22 protein-coding genes and 1 riboswitch are annotated in these 22,188 nt (G+C 49.3%); of the genes, 5 read left to right on the top strand and 17 right to left on the bottom strand.

Annotated features, from left to right (window positions below):
* Positions 1 to 98 precede the first annotated feature (98 nt).
* Entirely contained in the window at positions 99 to 800 is a 702-nt protein-coding gene (locus SB752_RS12385) for a hypothetical protein (protein ID WP_410715942.1), read from the top strand.
* Between the two features lie 51 nt (positions 801 to 851).
* Here SB752_RS12385 and SB752_RS12380 read toward each other — a convergent pair whose 3' ends face one another.
* The 8 genes from SB752_RS12380 to SB752_RS12345 all read right to left on the bottom strand — a co-directional run bounded on the left by SB752_RS12380 (position 852) and on the right by SB752_RS12345 (position 9,027).
* Positions 852 to 1,703: an alpha/beta fold hydrolase gene (locus SB752_RS12380; RefSeq protein ID WP_410715941.1), complete on the bottom strand. Its 852-nt coding sequence runs from the start codon at positions 1,701 to 1,703 to the stop codon at positions 852 to 854.
* Between the two features lie 14 nt (positions 1,704 to 1,717).
* Positions 1,718 to 2,506: an energy-coupling factor transporter transmembrane component T gene (locus SB752_RS12375; protein WP_410715940.1), complete on the bottom strand. Its 789-nt coding sequence runs from the start codon at positions 2,504 to 2,506 to the stop codon at positions 1,718 to 1,720.
* A 1-nt stretch (position 2,507) separates the two neighbouring features.
* Positions 2,508 to 3,323, bottom strand: a complete 816-nt coding sequence (locus SB752_RS12370) for an energy-coupling factor ABC transporter ATP-binding protein (protein WP_410715939.1) — start codon at positions 3,321 to 3,323, stop codon at positions 2,508 to 2,510.
* Complete coding sequence (locus SB752_RS12365; protein ID WP_410715938.1) at positions 3,320 to 4,162, bottom strand: energy-coupling factor ABC transporter ATP-binding protein; 843 nt, start codon at positions 4,160 to 4,162, stop codon at positions 3,320 to 3,322. The genes SB752_RS12370 and SB752_RS12365 overlap by 4 nt, the downstream gene beginning before the upstream one ends.
* Entirely contained in the window at positions 4,162 to 4,764 is a 603-nt protein-coding gene (locus tag SB752_RS12360; RefSeq protein WP_410715937.1) for a QueT transporter family protein, read from the bottom strand. The genes SB752_RS12365 and SB752_RS12360 overlap by 1 nt, the downstream gene beginning before the upstream one ends.
* A gap of 438 nt (positions 4,765 to 5,202) precedes the next feature.
* Positions 5,203 to 6,537: an APC family permease gene (locus SB752_RS12355; protein WP_410715936.1), complete on the bottom strand. Its 1,335-nt coding sequence runs from the start codon at positions 6,535 to 6,537 to the stop codon at positions 5,203 to 5,205.
* A 126-nt stretch (positions 6,538 to 6,663) separates the two neighbouring features.
* Complete coding sequence (locus SB752_RS12350; RefSeq protein ID WP_410715935.1) at positions 6,664 to 8,331, bottom strand: glutamine--tRNA ligase/YqeY domain fusion protein; 1,668 nt, start codon at positions 8,329 to 8,331, stop codon at positions 6,664 to 6,666.
* Positions 8,332 to 8,427: 96 nt separating this feature from the next.
* Complete coding sequence (locus tag SB752_RS12345) at positions 8,428 to 9,027, bottom strand: SET domain-containing protein (protein ID WP_410715934.1); 600 nt, start codon at positions 9,025 to 9,027, stop codon at positions 8,428 to 8,430.
* A gap of 174 nt (positions 9,028 to 9,201) precedes the next feature.
* Here SB752_RS12345 and SB752_RS12340 point away from each other — a divergent pair, with 174 nt between their 5' ends.
* The 4 genes from SB752_RS12340 (at position 9,202) to SB752_RS12325 (ending at position 13,935) form a co-directional block, all read left to right on the top strand.
* A complete protein-coding gene (locus tag SB752_RS12340) occupies positions 9,202 to 9,339 on the top strand; it encodes a hypothetical protein (RefSeq protein WP_410715933.1) in 138 nt (45 codons plus the stop codon).
* Between the two features lie 4 nt (positions 9,340 to 9,343).
* A complete protein-coding gene (locus SB752_RS12335; protein WP_410715932.1) occupies positions 9,344 to 9,499 on the top strand; it encodes a hypothetical protein in 156 nt (51 codons plus the stop codon).
* A gap of 359 nt (positions 9,500 to 9,858) precedes the next feature.
* Positions 9,859 to 9,947, top strand: a riboswitch (cyclic di-GMP riboswitch).
* Between the two features lie 180 nt (positions 9,948 to 10,127).
* Positions 10,128 to 11,846 (top strand): gamma-glutamyltransferase, encoded by a 1,719-nt coding sequence (ggt, locus tag SB752_RS12330; RefSeq protein WP_410715931.1) that lies wholly within the window; start codon positions 10,128 to 10,130, stop codon positions 11,844 to 11,846.
* A 100-nt stretch (positions 11,847 to 11,946) separates the two neighbouring features.
* Positions 11,947 to 13,935: a methyl-accepting chemotaxis protein gene (locus tag SB752_RS12325; protein ID WP_410715930.1), complete on the top strand. Its 1,989-nt coding sequence runs from the start codon at positions 11,947 to 11,949 to the stop codon at positions 13,933 to 13,935.
* Positions 13,936 to 14,006: 71 nt separating this feature from the next.
* On the opposite strand, the gene SB752_RS12320 is transcribed toward SB752_RS12325, so the two are convergent.
* The 9 genes from SB752_RS12320 to SB752_RS12280 all read right to left on the bottom strand — a co-directional run bounded on the left by SB752_RS12320 (position 14,007) and on the right by SB752_RS12280 (position 22,161).
* A complete protein-coding gene (locus SB752_RS12320; protein WP_410715929.1) occupies positions 14,007 to 14,726 on the bottom strand; it encodes a glycerophosphodiester phosphodiesterase in 720 nt (239 codons plus the stop codon).
* Between the two features lie 31 nt (positions 14,727 to 14,757).
* Positions 14,758 to 16,086 (bottom strand): ABC transporter substrate-binding protein, encoded by a 1,329-nt coding sequence (locus SB752_RS12315; RefSeq protein ID WP_410715928.1) that lies wholly within the window; start codon positions 16,084 to 16,086, stop codon positions 14,758 to 14,760.
* Between the two features lie 28 nt (positions 16,087 to 16,114).
* Positions 16,115 to 16,942 carry a carbohydrate ABC transporter permease gene (locus SB752_RS12310; protein WP_103104721.1) on the bottom strand — a complete coding sequence of 276 codons (828 nt, stop codon included), beginning with the start codon at positions 16,940 to 16,942 and terminating at the stop codon, positions 16,115 to 16,117.
* Between the two features lie 28 nt (positions 16,943 to 16,970).
* On the bottom strand, positions 16,971 to 17,927 hold the full coding sequence (locus SB752_RS12305) for a carbohydrate ABC transporter permease (protein WP_410715927.1): 957 nt from the start codon (positions 17,925 to 17,927) through the stop codon (positions 16,971 to 16,973).
* A complete protein-coding gene (locus SB752_RS12300) occupies positions 17,927 to 18,994 on the bottom strand; it encodes an ABC transporter ATP-binding protein (protein WP_410715926.1) in 1,068 nt (355 codons plus the stop codon). Before SB752_RS12300 ends, SB752_RS12305 begins: the two co-directional genes overlap by 1 nt.
* 4 nt (positions 18,995 to 18,998) lie before the next feature.
* The gene (locus SB752_RS12295) at positions 18,999 to 19,661 is read right to left on the bottom strand and encodes an HAD family hydrolase (RefSeq protein ID WP_410715925.1); all 663 of its coding nucleotides are present in this window, start codon (positions 19,659 to 19,661) and stop codon (positions 18,999 to 19,001) included.
* Positions 19,639 to 20,238: a glycerol-3-phosphate responsive antiterminator gene (locus SB752_RS12290; RefSeq protein ID WP_410715924.1), complete on the bottom strand. Its 600-nt coding sequence runs from the start codon at positions 20,236 to 20,238 to the stop codon at positions 19,639 to 19,641. Before SB752_RS12290 ends, SB752_RS12295 begins: the two co-directional genes overlap by 23 nt.
* A 536-nt stretch (positions 20,239 to 20,774) precedes the next feature.
* Positions 20,775 to 21,497: a nucleoside phosphorylase gene (locus tag SB752_RS12285; RefSeq protein ID WP_410715923.1), complete on the bottom strand. Its 723-nt coding sequence runs from the start codon at positions 21,495 to 21,497 to the stop codon at positions 20,775 to 20,777.
* Between the two features lies 1 nt (position 21,498).
* Positions 21,499 to 22,161 (bottom strand): sulfite oxidase-like oxidoreductase, encoded by a 663-nt coding sequence (locus SB752_RS12280; RefSeq protein ID WP_312109325.1) that lies wholly within the window; start codon positions 22,159 to 22,161, stop codon positions 21,499 to 21,501.
* Between the last annotated feature and the right edge of the window lie 27 nt (positions 22,162 to 22,188).

The following is a 22,188-nucleotide window of genomic DNA, read 5'->3' as shown; positions in this document are numbered from 1 at the left end:
CGCATTTTCTAGAAATTTTCCCAACAAGCTCCAAGCATACGGTTCTGACGTTCGACACAGGATAGTTCTAGGTGGAAAGAAAATCTTGGAGGGATACCATGAAACTCGGAAAATGGATGGGTACTACAGGACTCGGTCTCGCTCTTTTCGTAACAGCCTGCACGAACCAGGCAGCGCCAGCGCCACAGCACCCTGCTCGCACACAGACAATGCACCCTGCTGCACATGGAGATACCGTCATTCCCAGTGTGGATCGCGACAAGAAACTGACAACCAATTCACATGGCACCACTTATAGTGGCATGGGACACGCTTTATACAGCTCGATGGGCAGCTCGCACATGCATACCGGTGGTCCTTCGACCAAGCTCGAAGCTCAGTTGAATGCAGCGGGCGTACACGGTGTACAGACTCTGATCGTAAATGATGTCATTTTCCTCGCGCCATCGACAGCCAAAAGTCAATCCATCAACCAAATGGACCCGATGCAAGCGCATCTCATCAGTAACTTTGCAGGCAGCTCGAATCGAGGCCACGAGCCTTCGGATGGAACTCCCGGAGCCCCCGGGGCAGGTCATGGCACAGCTGGCACACTTGGAACAAGTGACCAGGGCGCTACCTTTACACAAGCAAAGGCACAGGTAGAGCGCATGTATGGCACGGATGCCGAAGTGCGTGTGGTAACCTCTAAAAGAGGAATAGACGCATTGGAAAAGGTAAAGAAGGACATGCATGCAAAGAAGCATGACAAGTCTACTGCTGATGAATTGGACAAGCTATTCCGTGAAGCCAAGCGCTAATCGGTTCATGTCTTCTGTACAAAAAAAGGGACAAGCATCGAAGCTTGTCCCTCACTTATTTAGAAATCCGTTTATTTCTTCCAGCGTCTCTTGTGGATTCGTCACCATGAGTAAATGCTGCGAACCGGAGATGGTTTTTACTTTTGCCTGTGGAACTGCTGTTCGATACCTAGCCGCTGCCTCTTGGTAAAACCTCCGCTGCTCCTCATCTGGCAAAAGCATTTCGTCAGCAAGCAGCAATAACACAGGGCAAGTCAATTGGCTGAAAAGCTGGTGTGTGCTATGTGTCGTATATTCCTGAAAATAGGCCGCAAACGCCGCTTTTGGCAGTCGATACCGATAGCCTTCTTCCTCTGCGTGCACTAACTCTTCTTTCATCCAGCCAGCCGGCATCGAGTATCCACTGTATCGGTCAGCGAATTGGCGCTCCGCATTCTCGACAGAAGCAAACCGGGTTGCATCCAATCTGGAAACCACACTGTCCAATTCAAACCCTGGTACCTCTCCCAAGGAATAATAGCCCCCGTCTAGCAAAATCAGTCTGGAAACGCGTTGCGGTTCACGAACAGCCAGCATCTGTGCCGGAACCGCTGCAAACGAAGCTGCGACTACCGTAGCCTGTTCCAGCTTTTCTGCATCCAGTAAGCAAACGAGATCGTTTACGATTTGCTCGAACGTAAACGGCTCCACCGCAACAGAACCACCATGCCCGCGCAGATCCACAGCAATTACCCGGTATTTCGTTGAGAGCTCAGGAATGATCCCGGCAAAAAGCTGTTTCGTATTGCGAATCGCGTGTAGCAGTAAAAGGGCCGGAGCATCAGGCGCCCCGACCACTCCGTATTCGAGAATACCCGATCCTATTTGTAACCGTTTGATACGTTCAAACATGTTTTGATTCATCCTTCTCTCTCCTTTTAGATGCGTCCGGGGATCAATACTCCGAGATGATCAGGGTGAATGCGCGCAAAATAGAAGAGAGCCGCAAACAAGGCAAATCCTATAAGCAACGTCATGACTTCTGAGGCTCGCCAGCGTTTGCTCCGATAGAAGCGATGCTGGGGATTCCGCATGCGAAAGCCTTTGGCATCTAGCGCATTGGCGATCAAAGGCACTCTTTTGAGCGAGCTGAAGATGAGCGGCACCATGAGAACGCTATACTTCTTGATGCGTTCTGGAACACTCCCCTCATTCGTTGTCATTCCCCTCACCATTTGCGCTTCCCGAATGGTTGCCAGATCATTTTTGACGAGAGGAATAAAACGAAAAATGAGTGAGAGTAAAAAGCTCACTGAAAAAGGAACGCCAATTCCGCGAAGCCCCATCGCAATATCTCGCGGAGAAGTCGTGAATAGGTAGTACATCGAGAGCAGCGCCACATTCGCCAGACGAAGCCCCATCCCCATCGCCCAAAGCACGCCGACATCCGTAATTTGCAGCGGATAGTGTATGACAGGGATTTCGCTGCTCCAATAAGGGGTTCCTATATTTGTAAACGGCAGCCAGGTAATTGTCGCAAAAAGAGCGCCAATCCCTCCGACAAGAGTGTATGCCTTGACCAGAGATCGCTTCCAGCCTAGCTTGGCGATCAGCGCCAGGTTGAACATCCAAACCACGACGAGTGCCCGAGGGTCCTGGAACAGAAACGGAAGCAAGCCCAGTAATAGAAATACAAGCAAAGCAAAGCTGGGATGGGCATTTTTCATGTTAGTCTTCCGCCCCTGTCAGCATTCTTTTCATCGCGGCATATGTCAGTGGGATCGGATCAACCAAGCCGGACGCCTTCCCAAACCGATAGATGGCAGGCGGCTCCACTTGTGCAGAAGCTAGTATTTGCGGCTCTGCAAATACCTGTGCCGGGCTGCCATCGCAGACGACCTTTCCCTGGTGCATGACAATGACGCGCTGTGCGTACTCTGCAACGAGACGCATATCATGGGTAATGACGATAATCGTATGACCCGATTCATGCAATCGTCGAACGAGCTCCATCATCTCCTGCATCCCCCGGTAATCAAGCCCAGTAGTCGGCTCATCCAATACGATGACGTCAGGGCGCATAGCGAGAATCGACGCTACCGCGATTTTTTGACGAGTGCCCTTGCTGGTGAAATACGGCTCCGCATCTCCCATATGAGACAGACCGACAGCCGCAAGCGCCTCATTTACTACCTGCTCGATTTCTGCAGCGAGCAGTCCCATGTTTTTTGGCCCGAACGATACCTCAGCCTTTACCGTCTGGTGGAATATTTGATGGTCCGGATTTTGATAGCAATAGGCGACCGTTTTAGATAATTGGGCGACTGATCTATCCTTTGTGTCTTCCCCATTAACCGTTACCATGCCTTTTGTCGGCTTGTACAAGCCGTTGCAATGCTTGGCCAAGGTCGTTTTCCCGGAACCGTTCCCGCCAATGATTGCGATAAATTCGCCTCGCCCGATCGTCAGTGAGACTCCTTTTAGGACCGGCGTTTCCTTTTCATATCCGTACCACACATCTTCAAAAGCAATGACGGCACTCACCAGCTTCCCTCCCTAACCAATTGCGCTTCCCGATAGAGTCGTGACAGCTCCTCTACATCCAGCGGCAAAACGCCGGGCAACTCTGGCAGAACGCCCGCCTCACGCAACATGAAATAGAGACGAATGACCTCTGGCACAAAAATACCGTGGATATCCAGTATGTCGACCTGTGAAAAGAACTCTTTTACAGGCAAATCCAGCACGATCCTACCCTCCGCCACCAAAATCATTCTGTCGCAAAAGGAAGCCAACTCCTCTGTGGCATGCGAAGACACTACTATAGCCATCTCGTTTTCCTGCTTCAAGCGCTGGACGAGGGAAAATACTTCTCGCGCCCCCAATGGGTCAAGCTCTGAGGTTGGCTCGTCCAGTAGCAAGACCTGTGGCGCGTGAGACAATGCGGACGCGATGGCAACACGCTGCTTTTCCCCGCCAGACAGCTCAAATGGAGAGCGTTCGGCAAAGCCCTGCAAGCCTACCAGCTCCAGGACCTCGCCAATGCGATGCTCGATTTGTGCATCGGTAAATCCTACATTCTCCAGAGAAAAAGCCAGCTCTTCTTCTACAGTAAGACCGATAAATTGCGTTTCCGGGTCCTGAAAGACGATGCCGAGCTCCGCATGCGTCTTTCTTTCCCCGACAAAATGCCCCGCGTAGTTGGCCGGGATCAAGCCTGATAAAGTCAACAACAATGTCGTTTTCCCCGCGGCAGCAGGCCCAACAACGCCCACTACTTCTCCTGGATACAGGTCGAGATTCACATTTGCCAAAGAAGGAGCTGCTGTGTCTTCATATTGCCAATGTACCTCCCTGGCTTGCAGCAGCGGTTCTTTTTTCACTAGAGCACCCTGCTTTCATTTCCCAGATAGCTATATTCCTGAAGTGGCCGTCCACGGTATAGACCCGAACGCTTTACAAAAGGATAGAGCAGCTTCAACAGGATCGGACCGAGAATGGCAGTAGATATCGCCTGGTTTAAAAATACCGTCGGAATGAACATCGCAGCGATAGCCATCGGTGTCAGTCCAAGCGCAACGTTAATGAGAATCGCGCACGCAACAACCGCGGAGCTGATGATCACTACGAACAAATAGTATTGAATCAGACTGCGTTTCGTTTTCAAAGCAGGATGACTGACTGCCAGAAAGCCGATAAATCCACCTAAAAAGTTAGAGACAAATCCGACTACAACCGCATGTGGCGGGGCACTTCCCGTCAACAGATCGCTCACCATATTGCCAAAGGCAAGTCCAATGCATCCTGGCAGACCAAAGAGCATGCCAAACACCGGCTGCAGGGCGTTGGCCGGCCGGATCGGAACGGATGGAATGAGCTTGATATTCGCAAGCATGATGATCGCAACCGCATATAAAGCTGCTGTGACGACGATTAGCACATAATCAACCGTCGTCCATTTGCGACGGAAGAGTGAAGTAAGCATGAGAAAAGTCCTCCTTTAATGGAAACTAGTAAGGTTTGGAATATTCCTGTAGCCAGTTTACCCTCTCTTCTGGTGGGCGTCTACTCTTGCGGGGCCTTTAGAGGAGAGAAAAAGGGAGAAAATGCTGCGGCTCGTAGAGTCACCTAATTGGGGTCATTCCTGGACGGCTCCATTCCAAAAGCGAAACCCGCGTCCAAAGCAGTATGTTCAGGGAGGCTGGTTCAAGGTGGACGCTAAAGGCAGGTCTCGCTTTTTCCATTGCGCCTTGGCAGGTGTCTCTAAGGCCTTCGCATTTTCTCCCTTTTTCTCTCACCAGCTGCTCCCGTTTTCGCTCCTTTGTCAGGTGTGGGTAGCTCAGGATGTATTACTACATAAAAAAAGAGACAAAACATTACCAAATCTAATGGTAATGATCTTGTCTCTTTGAAAGCTACTTCTTTACTCATCAAACTTCATCAGGTCTAATCTCGCACCTTTGATTTTCACCAAATAGAGTAAATAGATGAGTCCGACGAAGCTCCACAGGATTCCTAGAATCATCGATTTGATATCCAGGCTGATCCACATAAAGCTGATGAAGGCTACACCGATGAGCGGTGATAATACATAGCTCCACCACTCTGTCACCTGCAGTCGTTTTTGTTTGCGCACATAGTAGGCGATGACGCTGAGGTTTACGAAGCTAAAGGCGATCAGGGCTCCGAAGTTGATGAAGGAGGTCGCTGTCAATAAATCCAGGAACAGAGCAGCAAACATCAATGCACCGACGAGAAGAACGTTGAGCAGTGGTGTCTTCAGCTTTGGATGTACATATCCGAACCATTTTCTTGGTAAAAAGCCGTCGCGCCCCATGGCGAAAAGCAGACGTGTAACGCTCGTTACTGATACCAGCCCGGAAGCAAGGGTGGACGATAATGCAGCAGCCAGAAACACTAATTGAAATATGGAGCCACCGATGTGAAGGGCAATTTCTGCAGAGGCAGCTTCTGGGTCAGATAGGACGGATACATCCGGAAATAACGCCTGCATGAAATACGAAGCCGTAATAAACAGCGCTCCCCCTGCCATCGCTACCAACAAAATTCCCCGGGGAATCGTCTTTTTGGCATCGACTGTCTCCTCTGTCAAAGTAGTAACGGCATCAAAGCCGAGGAACGAGAAGCACAGAATCGATGCACCGGAAAACAAGGCAACAACAGACAGCTCCGGTGAAAAGAACGGGCGGATGGCAAAGACTTGTCCGATTCCGTCTCCAGTGGCTAGCCCACGAATTGCCAATCCTGCAAAGAGTACGACAACTGCTATTTGAAAAAGCACGAGAAACGAGTTGATCGACGCTGTAACGGTTACGCGAAAAACGTTAAGAGCAGTAATTAGGACGATAAATCCGACGATCCACCATGTTGTCGGTACCTCTGGAAAAACAGACGACAGGTAAACACCAGTCAATAACGCATTAATCATGGGCAAAAACAAATAATCGAGCAGCGAAGCCCACCCTACCATAAAGCCAGCGTAAGGATGAATCGTCTGTTGTGTGTAAGTGTATGCGGTCCCAGCAGAAGGAAATATGCGGACCATTTTCCCGTAGCTGGACGCTGTAAACAATATCGCCAGAAGCGTCACTGCGTAGGCAGCCGGAACAAATCCGCCTGTTTCTTCGGATACAATACCAAACGTATCAAAAACGGCCATTGGCGCCATATAGCCCAAGCCGATCACAACAATATGCCACAGCTTCAAGCTGCGTGTAAGTTCTGCTCTCCCGTTCACTACCTGTCCTCCTTCTATTTATGACATGAATAATTATACACGCACCTGAAAAAAGTTACATCACGAAAAAACGCTGCTAAGCACAGTCGCCTGTGCATGGGCAGCGTTCGTTGCTTTTCTCTTCACTTATGCTTTTGGCAGCTCAAACGAGCTTTTCAGTGAAACGATCCGGTTAAAGACAAGCTTATCTTTTGTGTTATCCTTTGGATCGACGTTGAAGTAGCCGTGACGGAAAAATTGGTACTTGTCTTGCGGCTGAGTATCTTTCATGTTGTGTTCCACAAAGCCTTGCAGCACTTCCAAGGAATTCGGGTTGATATTGTCCAGGAACGTACCTTCTGTTTCCTCACCATCCATAATCAATGGCTCGTACAGACGGAATTCGGCCGGAACGGCATCGGACGCATTTACCCAGTGAATCGTACCTTTTACTTTACGACCAGTAAATCCGCTTCCGCTCTTTGTTTCAGGGTCGTACGTGCAGTGAATCTCGATCACGTTGCCGTCAGCGTCCTTCACTACATCATTGCATTTGATGAAATATGCATTTTTCAAGCGCACTTCATTTCCCGGAAAGAGGCGGAAATATTTGTTCGGCGGATTCTCCATGAAGTCATCCTGCTCGATGTAAATTTCACGGGAAAACGGAATTTCGCGGTTACCCATCTCCGGGTTTTCCGGGTTAATTTCCGCATCCAGCATTTCCACTTGTCCTTCTGGATAGTTGGTAATCACGACCTTCAACGGGTTTAAGACTGCCATTGTACGCGGCGCCTTCAGCTTCAAGTCTTCACGAATAAAATGCTCCAGCATCTTTTCATCGACGATGCTGTTGCTGCGTGCTACCCCTACCTCACGGGCAAACGTACGAATCGCTTCTGGCGTAAAGCCACGGCGACGGAAGCCGGCAATGGTCGGCATGCGCGGATCATCCCAGCCATCTACTACATTCTCGTCTACTAGCAGCTTGAGCTTGCGTTTGCTCATTACCGTATTGGTCAGGTTCAGACGAGCGAATTCGTACTGACGTGGAACATGCTCCATCTCACACTCGCTCACTACCCAGTCATACAATGGACGGTGATCCTCAAACTCCAGTGAGCAAAGCGAGTGAGTGACTCCCTCGATCGCATCCTCCAGCGGATGAGCAAAATCGTACATCGGATAGATACACCATTTGTCACCCGTGTTATGATGATGCGCATGTGAAATTCGGTACAATACCGGATCACGCATGTTGAAGTTCGGAGAGGTCATGTCGATTTTCGCACGCAACACTTTTTCTCCGTCCTTGAATTCCCCTTGGCGCATCCGAGCAAACAAATCCAGGTTTTCCTCGACCGAGCGGTTTCGGAATGGACTGTCAACGCCAGGCTCTGTCAACGTTCCTCGCAATTTGCGCATCTCTTCTGCTGAAAGATCGTCTACATACGCTTTTCCCTTTTTAATCAGGAGCACGGCTCGGTTGTACATCTCTTCGAAGTAGTCCGATGCAAAAAACAGTCCGTCCCATTCAAACCCAAGCCATTGCACGTCGCGCTTGATCGCTTCTACGTACTCTGTGTCTTCTTTTACCGGGTTGGTATCGTCAAAACGCAGATTGGCTTTACCAGAAAACTCATGTGCGAGCTCAAAATTGAGAATGATCGCTTTGGCATGTCCAATATGGAGATACCCGTTCGGCTCTGGGGGAAAGCGGGTAATGATTTCCTTTACTTTTCCCTCTTGCAAGTCATCGACCACAATATTGCGGATAAAATTGGATGACGCTACCTTGTTTTCCAATGAAATCAACCTTTCATTTCACCTTTACATTCCATAATACTGATTCTACTCTCAGAGTTCAACAAAATCGGGCCGTTGTCCGGCCCGTAAGTTCCTGCAACCCTTTTATTTTCGCCAATGCGGATCGCAATAAAGATGGACAATAGAATCGAGAGAGCGTCCCTTCTCGGTAATTTCCCGAATGGCTGACTGATGCTCAGGGAGAATCAAATGCTTTAACGGCTGTTCAACCTGGTTAAATCGCTGGAAGGCTGCTGCTGCAATTTCATCCCACTGCGGATAATAACGGAGCAAATCATCCGGCATGACTCGCGAACGACTCGTGCCCTCTTCTGGCAAGCAGTCAAATGGTTCATCGAGATTCAGCGTTCCGTAATCATCCGTCAGCTCTTCCCCTGGATAAATATCGCGTGCTGCCAGCTCCAGATCGTACATGGTCGCTACACATGTGGCATAAAAGCTGTGGTTCACGTACCGAGCTTTATCCCAGCACAGAATGTATTTCCCGTACTGGTTTCTGAACGAATATTTTTGCACATCCTGCTTTCGTAATGGGTCCAGTTTTTCCACAAAGGAAAGGTCTAATACCTGATCCAAATCATCCATGGCCCATACGATCGTTCCTTTGGGAATGAACTTCGTCGCGAACACACCGTACCCGATCTCGTCGTTGATATAACGCAGTTCTGTATCGGGATGCATCATGGTATTGTTTCACTCCTTGGCACTGTCGCCTTTTTATTATCATAAGCAGTTCGGCCAAAAGTGGTGTGCGTTTGTAACCGTTATCCGTCTTCCTTTTTAGACTAGTGTCATCTATTTAGGCTATTGTAAAATATATCTATATTTACCAGTTCAGCAAAAGAAGGTTCGATTGCCATGATGTCTCCTACCACTCATTTTCAAAGTCCGTATTTCACCTTGGAACAGGTGACAGATGGGGTCTACGCTGTCATCGCTAAGAATGGAGCTGGGGCGATGAGCAACGCCGGGATCATTGATATCGGTGAACCCTGAATCAGTGAAACCAAGGCTTGAGCAGGAAACGGACGAACAGAAGCAGCAAGAGCTGTCCGATCAACTAGGCGATCTCCTCACCATGGACGCTTCTCTATCTTCTGTCGTTCCTACTCCTCCTACGATTACGTTTGACGGCTCTTCCAGAGCGGCAATGTAGCGGAATGGATTGAGATTTTGGAGCACTTGTGTGAGCAGTCCTTTCATACCGTAGTGCCCGGACATGGCCCTGTAGGAGAAAAGAAGGATATTTCTATCCTCTGGCATTACTTACTAGACTTATCAGAACGTGTAAAAACATTTACATCGCCGGAACAAATTCCAGGGTCTTCGATTCCTGAGCTTCAGCTATCCACCACATCATGACCTAGGTAATTAACTAAACATTCCATTTTTTCCACATTAAAAAATTTTTTCTTATTTACCCCAAGGGATAAATGGTCTATATTAATTGCTAATAGGAGTTGTAGGAACTTTTTCCCACAACAAACGAATCAAAATTTTGATAATCAACCATTGATATCGAATCGGCAAACCCGGGGAAATCCGGCGACGCAAAGCTACAGGGGCTACCCTCGCAATAGCGAGCATGCTTGCCAGCTACCGAAATATTGATGTAGGACAAGACCAATGATCCTATATCATTGGTCTTTTTTTGCGCTCAAATTGTCTAAAATTGTCCATATTTGTCTTTTTATTACATTACAACCAAAGGAGGTGAGGCTAGACAAGCGCAGACGATTTTTTGGGAATTACCATTTTACGAATCAGAAGGGGGTTTCATCGGAATGTCTCTCTGGAAAAAACTATCAGCCATAGCCTTGACTGGTGTAATTGGACTCTCGACACTCTCGCCAGTACAAGCAGCTAACCGCCCAACATCCATGTCACCAAATGCAATGGTAACTACACCACACTATCTTGCTACTGCTGCCGCACTCAAAACATTAGAAGATGGCGGAAACGCAGTAGATGCAGCGATCACTGCCGCTTCGACATTGGCTGTTGTCTATCCTCATTACACCACTATCGGTGGAGATAACTTCTGGCTCATTTACAACGCCAAGACAAAAGAACTGAAAGCATTGAACGGTAGCGGTCGCGCAGGTGAAAAGGCGACAATCGATTATTACACGGGCAAAGGCTATGAAAAAATTCCTTCCCGTGGCTACGAATCAGCAAACACCGTGCCTGGCGTGGTTTCGGGCTGGTGGGAAGCTTACAACTATGCTCATAAAAACATGGGCAACAACAAGCTCTCTTGGAGCAGACTGCTTGAGCCAGCCATTGGCTACGCAGAAAACGGATACCCTGTTTCTCCAAACCAGGTGTACTGGACCAAGCAAGCTACTGATCCAACGGATAATGATCTGAAAAATCTTCAACGCTTTGATGAATTCCGCAAAATCTTCCTGAAGCCAAACGGTGATTCGTACCAGCCAGGCGAACTTCTCAAGCAAAAGGATCTAGCCAAAACCTTGCAAATCATCGCGAAAAAAGGGGCTGACGGATTCTATAAAGGAGAGGTCGCTCAAAAGATCGTGGCAGATATGCAGAAAAATGGTGGTCTGCTCACACTAAAAGACTTTGAAAAGCACACCTCCACTTGGGCAGATCCGATTACTGTCGACTACCGTGGTTACAAAGCGTACAATGTGCCACCTAACTCCCAAGGTATGGCATCGCTCTCTATCTTGAACGTTTTGAACAATTTTGACCTAAAGAGCATGGGTGAAGGAACACCTGACTACTACCACACCATTGTTGAAGCGACCAAGCAAGCCTTTGCTGACCGTGACAAATGGTTGACTGACCCTGCATTTGTAGATATTCCTGTAAACGATCTGTTGTCCAAGCAGCACGGAAAAGACATGGCTGCACGTATCGATATGAAGCAAGCTGCCAAATCTGTAGAGCCACTCGATCCAAAAGGTGATACAACATGGTTTGGTATCGTAGACAAGGATGGCAATGCAGTATCTATCATTCAAAGCCATTATTTTGACTGGGGCTCCGGTATTGTAGCAAAAGATACAGGCGTTCTTCTACAAAACCGCGGAAGCTATTTCTCTTTGGACAAGAATCACATCAACCATCTGGAGCCAGGCAAGCGTACGTTCCACACGATCAACCCTGCCATGCTGTTTAAAGGGGACAAGCCTTATCTTCTCTATGGAACACAAGGTGGCGAGGGTCAGCCGCAAACACAAGCAGCCCTTGTAACTCGGATCATTGACTTCGGCTTTAGTGTTCAAGATGCAATCGAGGCACCTAGATGGCTTCATGGTCGCAACTGGGGATCGTCCTCCAACAATTTGAAAGTAGAAAGCCGTATTCCTCAAGAAGTTCTCGACGAGCTGGTGAAGCGCGGTCATCCAGTCGAAAAATTGGAGGCAGCGTACACCGATGCGATGGGACAATCCGGCGCTATTCTCATCGACCCACAAACAAACGTGAAGTTTGGCGGTGCCGACCCACGCGGTGAAGGCGCAGCGATGGGCTATTAATTGCTAGTCAGACTGCTGAGCTGTCCTCAGCAGTCTACCTTTGTATCTTTCATACTCTTAGCAACACATACCAACTGGGGATAGAAGAGAGGAAAAACCGATGTTTTTGTTCAGCAAACTCAAAAGAAAAATGAGCTTTTGGTTTCTCCTGGTATCCATCATTCCACTCGTCGGCACGACATTTTTTATCAGCAGCAGCTTTTCAACGATCCTAATTGAAAAACAAGAGAATTCCTTTGTTGATCTGACCTCCAGTACAGCGATCGCCATGAATCAATATCTGGACCGACGTATGACGGAGATGCAAATTCTTGCACGCACCTCAGATATTGGCTCCGATGATGAGGAAGCGAAAAACACATTCATTCGCAAATTCACCCAGGAAATGAAGCTGTACGACGGAAATACTTTTATATCCAAAGATGGAAAGGTAACAGCTGACACCTTTCCTAACAGCATCGGAATCGATCTTAGTGAGCGCCAGTTTTTCAAGGACGGCATGCAGGACAAGTCCAGCTTCTCTGATGTCTTGATCGCCAAAACAACTGGAAACCGCTCGATCATCGTCGCTTCACCCGTTACGGGGCCAAATAAAGAAAAGCTCGGTGTATTGACCGGCCTCGTCAACGTCGATGAGTTTACCTCTACCTTTTTGCAAAGCCTGAGTGTGGGCGATGGTGGATACCCCATTCTTGTCGACAACAAAAATCAAATCCAGTACCACCCCAATCAGGAGTTGATCGGAAAGCCGCTTGCAGAATCCACTCTTCCCCAAGGCTTAACCGATATTTTGACAGCAGAAAAAACAGAGAAGGCCTCCTATCATTACACGGATGCCGGGATGGAATACGTAGTAACCTACTCCCCAATTCCAACTACAAACTTTGGCTTGTATTTGCACATCCCGATCGCGTCCATCACAGAAGCGGTTTCAGGTGTCAACACGCTGGCAATGGTCATCGTACTCGCAGTCGTTGTCGCCGTGAGTGCTATCGCTTACATCATCGCCCAGCAAATCACCCGTCCGATTGTAGAAGTAGCCCAGGTTGCTAACCGTATATCAGAAGGCGAATTGACTGTTCAGCCCCTGCAAATCCGAACCAAGGATGAGGTCGGCGCGCTCTCTCAATCCGTTAATACAATGGTCGAAAACCTCCGAACGATTATTCAACAAGTAAATGCTACGGCTTCGGATCTCGCTTCCTCTGCTGAACAGCTGTCTGTAAATGCAGAGCATACGAGCAAGGCTACGGAGCAAATCGCCACAACCATTCAGGAAGTGGCTTATGGTGCCGAAAAACAAGTGAAGAGCGTAGAAAATAGCGTAGCAGCCATGCAAGAAGTGTCCGGTGGTGCCAAGCAGGTATCAACGAATGCCCAGTATGCTACTGAATCTGCCGTTGAGGCGTCGCAGATTGCCATCGAAGGCAACCAGGCACTCCAGGTCGTCGTCAGTCAAATGCACTCCATCGATGATACGGTTACCAATATTGCGGAAATCGTCAAGCGCTTAGGCAACAGCTCGCAAGAAATTGGTCAAATTGTCCAAGTCATTACAGCGATCGCCGAACAAACGAATCTGTTGGCTCTCAACGCTGCGATCGAGGCGGCAAGAGCTGGAGAACAAGGGCGCGGGTTTGCCGTTGTCGCAGATGAAGTGCGTAAATTGGCTGAGCAATCAGCACAATCTGCCCAGCAAATCGAAAAGCTCATCAGTGCCATTCAGCTCGAATCGAATCAGGCCGTCCTTTCCATGGAAAAGGGCACAAAAGAAGTGGCTTTGGGCTTGGAGGTTGTAAACAACGCTGGCAAATCATTCGAGCAAATTCAGGATGCCGTTTCACAGGTAGCCAGCCAGATTCAAGAGGTAAAAACGTACTCCGTCCAAATGTCGGCTGGTACGGAGCAGGTCGTAGAACTAGTCAGCATTATCGAGGAAGTAGCGGAAAACTCGGCTGACGGCACACAAAACGTGTCAGCCGCCACTGAAGAGCAGCTCGCCGCAATGGAAGAGGTCACTTCCTCGGCAGGCAACTTGGCGAGAATCGCCGAAGAACTGCAGTCTCATGTAAGCAGGTTTAAGCTGTAAACAAAGCATTGGAAATTTGGGAAAGCCGCCGGGTTGCTCTTCCCGACGGCTTTCTTCGTGGCTTCCTACGTCTACATCAATCCCAGCATCCGATCAGGATGGTTGGTGCAAATCTGCATGTCTGCATGCCATGACATCACGGTACGTATCTCGCGTGAGTCATCCAGCGTCCAGGCAATAACCTTGTATCCTTTTTCCATAGCAGCAAGAGCCAGCTCACGAGTCAAATACGGATAGCCCATGGAGAGAATCGTAGCTCCTGCCTCTTCCATCTGTTCCAGCATCAGTACAGGACGGCCAAGTACAATCAATCCGGTCACGACCTCTTGATCCAGCTGTCTCACCTGACGAATCAAATCGTGGTCAAACGAGGTAATATACACCTCTTGCTTCATGTCGTACTTTGCTAAAAGCTCCAGCACCTTTTCTGCAATCCCGGGATACATATCGCTCGTAGCCTTCAATTCAATATTTAAGGTGAGGCGACCTTTTACCGCAAGCAGCGCTTCCTCCAGAGTGGGAATCCGCTCGCTTGAAAACTCCTCCCCAAACCAGCTCCCTGCATCCAGCCCACGCAGCTCCTCCAATGTATGGTCCATAACCAGCCCGCTGCCTGTCGTTGTGCGCTCCAGCGTGAAATCATGAATCAGCACAGGAACACCGTCACGTGAAAGCTGTACATCAATTTCCATTGCTGTAATACCGGGCTCAGATAGTGCAAGTCGAATTGCTGCGAGTGTGTTCTCTGGGGCCTTGCCTGACCAACCGCGGTGTGCCATGCAAATGTTCATGTCTAATGCTCCTCTCTTGCTCACGATTACCTTATTTTTTCAGCAGCTTGCTGCCTTTGTCCGTCGCTGTTTGCAACGCTTCATCTACGCTAGCTTGACCGAGCATCGCACGTTGCAGTTCTTTTTGGATGACATCCTGAAGTTCCTTGTAGCCAGGTGCCATTGGACGAGGGTAGCCGTATTGCAGCTGGTCAACTGCTACCTTGAAGTTTGGTTCTTTTTCATAGAATGCTTTCATTTCAGCCGAGTCTACTGCTGCTGTCGTCACAGGCATATAACCGGAAGCAATGGACCAAGGAACCGTTTGCTCTGTATCGGTCATCCATTTCATGAATTCCCACGCTGCCTTTTTCTCGGCATCAGAGGACTTGGAAAGCATCACGAGATTCGCTCCTCCTGTTGGTGTACCAAAGTTTTTGTTTGCTGGCAGGAAGGCCGCGCCCATGTCAAATTTGGCATTTTTCTTCAATTCCGTCAAGGAACCGGTTGAGGTGAAAATCATGCCTACTTTTTGGTTCAGGAAATCTTGCTCTGCTACATCCCATGCATTGTAGTTTTCGCCTGGAGGGTTTTTCATAATGCCTTCCTTCACCATTTTAGACCACAATTCCAGCGGCGCCTTGCCCGCTTCGTTGTTGATCGTCAGCTCTTTGCCATCCTCGCTCAGGATGTTGCCGCCGCCCTGAAATACAAGAGCTTCGTAGAACCAAATATCAACAGGCGTGGAGAATCCGTACCGGGTAATTTTATCCCCTTCCTTCTTGCTCAGCTTTTGCGAGAAGCTGACCAGCTCATCCCACGATTTCGGTCCGTTCGGATCAAGGCCAGCTTCCTTCAGCATGTCGCGGTTGATGTACAGAAGCGGTGTGGATCGGTTAAAAGGCACTGCGTACAACTTGTCTTTCCAGTAGGAGTTTTTCATCAGACCAGGAATGTATTTCTTTTCATCGCCTTGCGAATAAGGAGTCAGGTCTTCCAATACCTTCGCATCAGCGAATGCAGCGATAGAGGCGATCTCCACCATTGTTACATCCGGATTGTTTCCTGCTGCGACAGATGCCAAGACTTTAGAGTGGTTTTCCTGATAAGCCCCCTGATAAGCTGGCTTTACGATAATATCCTTATGAGTGTCATTGAACTTTTTGACCATGTCCTCAATTGTTTTGCCGCGAACGCCACCGAGTGCATACCAGAAGTCAATCTCAACGGGTCCGCTGCTGGCAGTTGCTGCCGCTGGCTGAGAAGTGCTGCCTGTACCAGTCGATTGTTCTTTTCCTGTTGATCCGCAGCCTGCAAGCACTCCTGACAAGCTGAGAGCCAATGCACATAGAATGGTTCCGGTCTTTTTCATAGATTTCATGATTTGGTTTCCTCCCAAAAGGTATGGTTTATTTGGATTGGTAGACAAACGCTTTGATAATATGGCGCTGGGCCACAAAGAAAATCACAAGAATCGGCAGAATGAGGATCATATTCCCAGCCATCATGACGTTCCACAAGGTTCCCCCGTCTGACATATGCAAGCTGGAGATCCCGATGGGCAGCGTGCGGACTTCGTCGCTGTTGGTCATGATCAGTGGCCAGAAGTAATCATTCCAGTGATAAATGAAGCTGAACAATCCGAATGTAACGAGCACCGGCTTTGCCATCGGCACCATGATGGTCCACATGATTTTCCACTCTGAGGCATTGTCCAGACGCGCCGCTTCGATGACTTCGTCAGGTACCTGCATGAACGCCTGACGGAGCAGGAAAATCCCGAAAGCGCTAGCTGCATAAGGCAGGATAAGCGACCATAGCGTATTCACCAGCCCCCAGCCGCTCAATTGAACATAGATCGGCAAAAAGATCACCTGTCCAGGAATCATGAGCACAATCAGAACCAGTCCGAATAACAGGTTTCGCCCGGGAAACTTGTAGCGGGCAAAGGCGTAGGCAGCAGGCACTGCGGTCAAAAATTGCAACACCAAGATTCCAACGGCAACTAGTATGCTGTTCCACGTATAGGTAAGAAACGGACCTGACTGCCACGCATGGGCAAAATTGCCCCACTCCCACGTCTCAGGCAAGAGAGTCGGCGGAAACTGCCTGACCTCTGGCATTGTTTTGAAGGCAGTCGTCGCCATCCACAAAAACGGAAATACAAACAGGATGGCCACTACCAAAAGCCCGATCCATTCCACTGTTTTGAGTGAAGCTGTACTCACTCGTTTCATGCTGCTCCTCCTTTCTTTTTTCCTGTCATCAACGGTAGTGAACACGTTTGGACATCACCAGGAAATGCACTGCCGTCAAAATGCCTACCAGAATCAAAAGAATGACAGAGGCAGCAGAAGCGAGCCCGCCGTTATAGAAATCCATCCCTTGCTGGTAAATGTAGTAGACAAGCATATTCGTACTGTTGATCGGTCCGCCCTGTGTCATGATGGCAATGGTGTCAAATGCCTGAAACGATGAGATCGTATTGATAATGAGCAAAAAGAATATGGTCGGAGACAGCATCGGCACAGTGATACGGGTGAGTGTCCGCCACCACGGCGAGCGATCGAGTGCTGCTGCTTCGTAAATGTCACCGGGAATGCTTTGCAGCCCTGCTATGAAAATCAGTGTGTTGTAGCCTACGCCTTTCCAAATACTGACAATGATAAGTGACAAGAGTGAGCTTTTCGGGTCAGTCAACCAGGTATAAGCGGGAAGTCCTACAGCTTCCAGCGCTGCGTTCAGGAGACCGAACTGCGGGTCCATGAGCCACATCCACAGCATCGAGACCGAAACCAGCGAAATGATGTGCGGGCTGAATACTGTCGCCTGAATGATGCCGTACACTGTGGCTTTGCGATTGAGCCACAACGCGAGCAAAAAGGAAATCGTCAAGCCCAGTCCTACAGTCGCGACGGTAAATATCGCGGTGTTCCCCAGCACCTGGCGGAAATCTGCGTCCACCACCAGATCACTGTAATTTTGAAAGCCTACCCACTCCATTTCTTCCAGGTTAATTAGCGACCAGTCCTGAAAGCTCAAATAGATAATGGACCCAATCGGGTAAAAAAAGAACAGAATGAAACATATCATGGCAGGTGCAAGGTAAAGATACGGGCGGAGACGCGATGCGAGATCCTGCCAAGCCAGGGGCGCCCTACGCACTTCTGCTTTCACTTGGCTGGCACCCGGCAGCTCATGGGCGGTTGCCGCTTTTCGCATCAGCTCACCCCTCCTGCACGAGTCGAAACGAACTCTCTTCCATTCAGACGCCCTAGGCGCTTGCCGCTTACCCGGTCAAAGACATACATGTGTGGCCAAGCGACAGTTACGGTTACAGACGCGCCAAGCTGTCCGGAAACTTCGGTATCCGCTTTGACAATGATCCTTCCTTTTTCCGTCTCCACATGGAACAGCGTGTCCGAGCCAAGTATTTCCCGGGAGACGATTTGGCCTCGCGCTACCCACATATCGTCTTCTGAAACAGGAGAGACTGTCTCTGGCAGTAACACTGCTTTTTCAGGGCGGAACCCCCACAAATGCTCGCTTTTGGCTTCTGCCGATACAATATTCATCGCTGGCGAACCGATAAATTGAGCAACAAAGAGATTATCCGGCTCCTGATACAAATCCATGGGAGCATCCACCTGCATGATGTTGCCGTCACTCATAACGACGATCTGATCGCCCATTGTCATGGCTTCCACCTGATCGTGCGTCACGTAGATAAAGGTACTTCCCAGCTGTTTATGTAGACTAGTCAGCTCTACTCGCATCTGGTTTCTCAGCTTGGCGTCCAGATTGGACAATGGCTCATCCATCAGAAACACCTTTGGCTTTTTCACCATAGCCCGGGCGAGTGCGACGCGCTGTCTTTGACCGCCTGAGAGCTGCGACGGCTTTCTTTTCAAATAAGAAGACAAGCCCACGATTTCTGCTATTTCTTCTACCAATACCTGACACTCTTTTTTGGATACTCCACGATTCCTGAGCCCGTAGGCGATATTGTCGTAAACGTTCATCGTCGGGTAGAGTGCGTAATTTTGAAAAACCATGGCTATGTCCCGCTTACCTGGCGGCAGTTGATTTACGGTTTGGTCACCGATCTGGATTTGCCCGCTAGATACGGTCTCCAGACCTGCGATCATGCGAAGTGTAGTTGATTTTCCACAACCTGAAGGCCCAACCAGAACGGTAAAGGAGCCGTCAGGAATGACCAGATCCAGACCTTTGACCACGCTTTGATTCTGAAACGTTTTTGTTACTTGCGTAAGCACCACTCGTGCCATCGATTCATCTCCCTCCCTCTGTTTTTACCACGAGCATTTCAGTGACGAACGCCTGAAAGTTGGGGTACGTAAAATCCGGCACCGCGTACGACCATTCTTCTTTTCCGTACCATTCCAAAACAACCGCTTGAACCCCGGCACCTACAGCAGCCAGCACATCATATCGGCTGTCACCGATCATCATGGCTTCCGTCGGCTGTTTGCCTAGCTCTGCCAATGCCTTTTGAACCGGCTCTGCAGATGGTTTTCCTCTGGACACATCATCCACAGACACAATCACATCAAACAAATGGTCAAGCTCCGCCATTTCCAATCCGGCGACAGCAAATTCACGTTGCTTGTTGGTTACAATCGCCAGTACGTATCCCGCGTCTCTCAGCTTTTCCAATCCCTCCCGAACGAATGGGAAAAGACGTACATGCTGGGCATGATTTTGGCGAACAAAAGCGAAGTATTTTTGCAGCACTTCACTTTTGTCAGGAAGACCAGCCGCCGCTGCTACCGCTGCGAGGAAATCATCAAAAGACTCGCCAAAACGCGCTACCAGCTCTTCTCTGCTGAAAAGTCCCGGTGCATATTCGTTAGCCGTAAACGCTACCGCATCAATGACAGCATCCCGGCTGTCCAGCAAGGTACCATCCAGATCAAATAACAACGCTGTAATCATTTATGAAACTCTCCTTCCACAATGAGGGACTTCCGACCGATACTGCGGTCGCTCCATGCTGTAGCACTACCTCCATCTGTTCCCGCTTGCGAAGTAAGCCTCCGGCGATAATGGGAGTGTCAATCATGCTTCTGAATTCTTCGATATACTCTGGCAACAAAGCAGGCATCAGCTCTACTGCATCCGGCTGCGTATCCTGTATGGATTGAAGCCCCGACTTCAGTGAATCGCTATCTACCAAAAACAAGCGCTGAATGGTTAATAGGCCCTGCTTTTTCGCCAGCTTCACCAGTGTGTTGCGCGTGGTCACGATGCCATCTGGCTTCACATAATGTGCGAGAAAAGCAATCCCTTCCCGGTCATAGCTGATACCGCCAATTCTTTCAAGATGTAGAAAAACAGGAATCTCTCTGCTTTTGAAAAAGTCCACGTAGCCTTTGATGACGCCAATGTTTCCGATGGAAAGCACAGCCGCGCTCAAATTGGCTTCAGCGGCTTTTTCCAGATGCTTCGCCTCCTTCACGGAAGCGATAAGCTTTGTCTGTGCTAGTCTGGCATGGAATTCTGCCTGATTCATTCGCATTCGCCTCCTTATGTCCACAACAAAAAACCCAGCGACATGGCAATGCCAAAGAACTTTCGAGGAAAGTATTTGGAAAGGCTGTCGGGGGTTTCTCCATGGCTCCAACCGAAGGATTTTTTCACTTGTTAATTAGAATGGTACTGTAGAAGCGTTAAGGGAACATAAAGCGATTGTTAAAAAAGGGCAAAGATCGTGTAAGGGGGGCGCGGGGGCGGGCTATTGTGGAGGGGAGGAAAAAGGAGAAAAAGCTCCGGCTTCTTGGGACACCTGCATGGGGTCATTCCTGTCCGGCTCCATGTAAAAAGCGAAACCGCGTCCAAAGTAGCTGTTTCGAGAGGCGTTTTCAGAGGTGGACGCTTAAAAGCGTGTTTCGCTTTTTACATTACGCCTCAGCTGGCGTCCCAAAGAGCCTCGCTTTTTCTCCTTTTTCCTCTGGCCAGCTATTTCCCTTTTGAAGGTTTATCTTAATCAAAAAGCAAAAACACCGAAGACTATGAGAGTCCTCGGTGCGGGATGATCGATTTATATAATTAGGAAACAGACACTACTGCATCCAGTGCTATCAATGCTTCGGCTTCGATCGCTTTTGCCATCGCATCTGTATGAGGGTTGTACGACTCCAACAGATCCGCGTCCGCATAGCCGTCGATTGCGAGAATCGAGCCTGCCTTCATTCCGCGTAAAGCCGCGATGACAAACAGTGCGGAGTTTTCCATTTCTACTGCCAGCACGCCTGCTTTTTGGTACAGCTTATGCGGGAATTCCACTACGCCGCTGTAGAAGACATCCAGTGTCAGGGTAATCCCCTCGGCTACTTTCAAGCCAGAAGCATCAGCTTTGGCAGCTTGGACGAGAGCATCGGCGACGCGGCGGTTGGCAACGGCCGGGAAGCCTGCGGGAACGAGCTGACTGGTCAGCCCATCCTGACGAACAGCCGCAGAGCTGATCACGAGGCTGCCTGGCTCAACCTCGCGTTGATACGATCCTGCTGTGCCTACGCGAATGATATATTCTACTCCGCCCTTAGCCAGCTCCTCGAAGCACACAGCTGCACCTGGCGAACCGACACCATGGCTAACAACTGCTACCTCTACGCCCTTCCATGTTCCTGCGTAGCTGTGGTACTCGCGATTTTCCCCAATTTGTCGCTGATTTTCCAGCTTCGAGGAAATCAGTGCCGCCCGCTTCGGATCTCCACATACGATCACACGCTTTGGCAATTCTGCCGGGTCTACCTTTAGGTTCGTCAACATGTTAATCAAACTCCTTTTTCTCCCATTCATCCTCAGGGATAGGCAAGGCTTCACCAGAGAACCGCTCTTCCCGGAACGGGTCTGCGATCAGATGAAAGCCGTTTTGCTCCCAGAAGCCGGGCTTGTTTTCTGTCATAAACTCGATGCCTCGCAGCCACTTTACGCTTTTCCAAAAGTAAAGATGGGGCACGACCAGTCTGAGCGGCCAGCCATGCTTGTCTGTCAAAGGCTCCCCGTCAAAGGAATGTGCCAGAAGCACATCATCTCGCTCCAGATCAGCCAGCGGTACATTCGCTGTATAGTCGTTGTCACCGTGCAGCATGACGTAGGAGGCTTGCGGGGTAACCCCGATGGCTTGCAGAAAATCGCGGAACCGAACTCCAGTGAATGCATTGTCAAAACGGGACCAGCGTGTGACGCAGTGAATGTCTCTCGTGACTGTCACCTGCGGCATGTCCATGATCTGTTCATAGGTGAGTGTGACTTCCTTGTCCACTTCTCCGAAAACACGCAAGGTCCATGTCTTCATGTCGTAAACCGGTACGTCTCCCTCGTGCAAAATAGGAAAGCGCTCGGTCAAAATCTGTCCTGGCGGCAGCCTTTTGGCAAGTGCCGGGTCGACAGCCGGAATCTTCATTTTTTTAATTCGATCTGCCTTGTTCATATCGCATTTCCCCCTGTCCCTGCTGTC

The sequence above is a fragment of the Brevibacillus sp. SIMBA_040 genome (assembly GCF_046535075.1).
GTDB lineage: Bacteria > Bacillota > Bacilli > Brevibacillales > Brevibacillaceae > Brevibacillus.
Note: the sequence above shows the minus strand (reverse complement) of the source record. Positions and strands in the feature narration are given on the sequence as shown.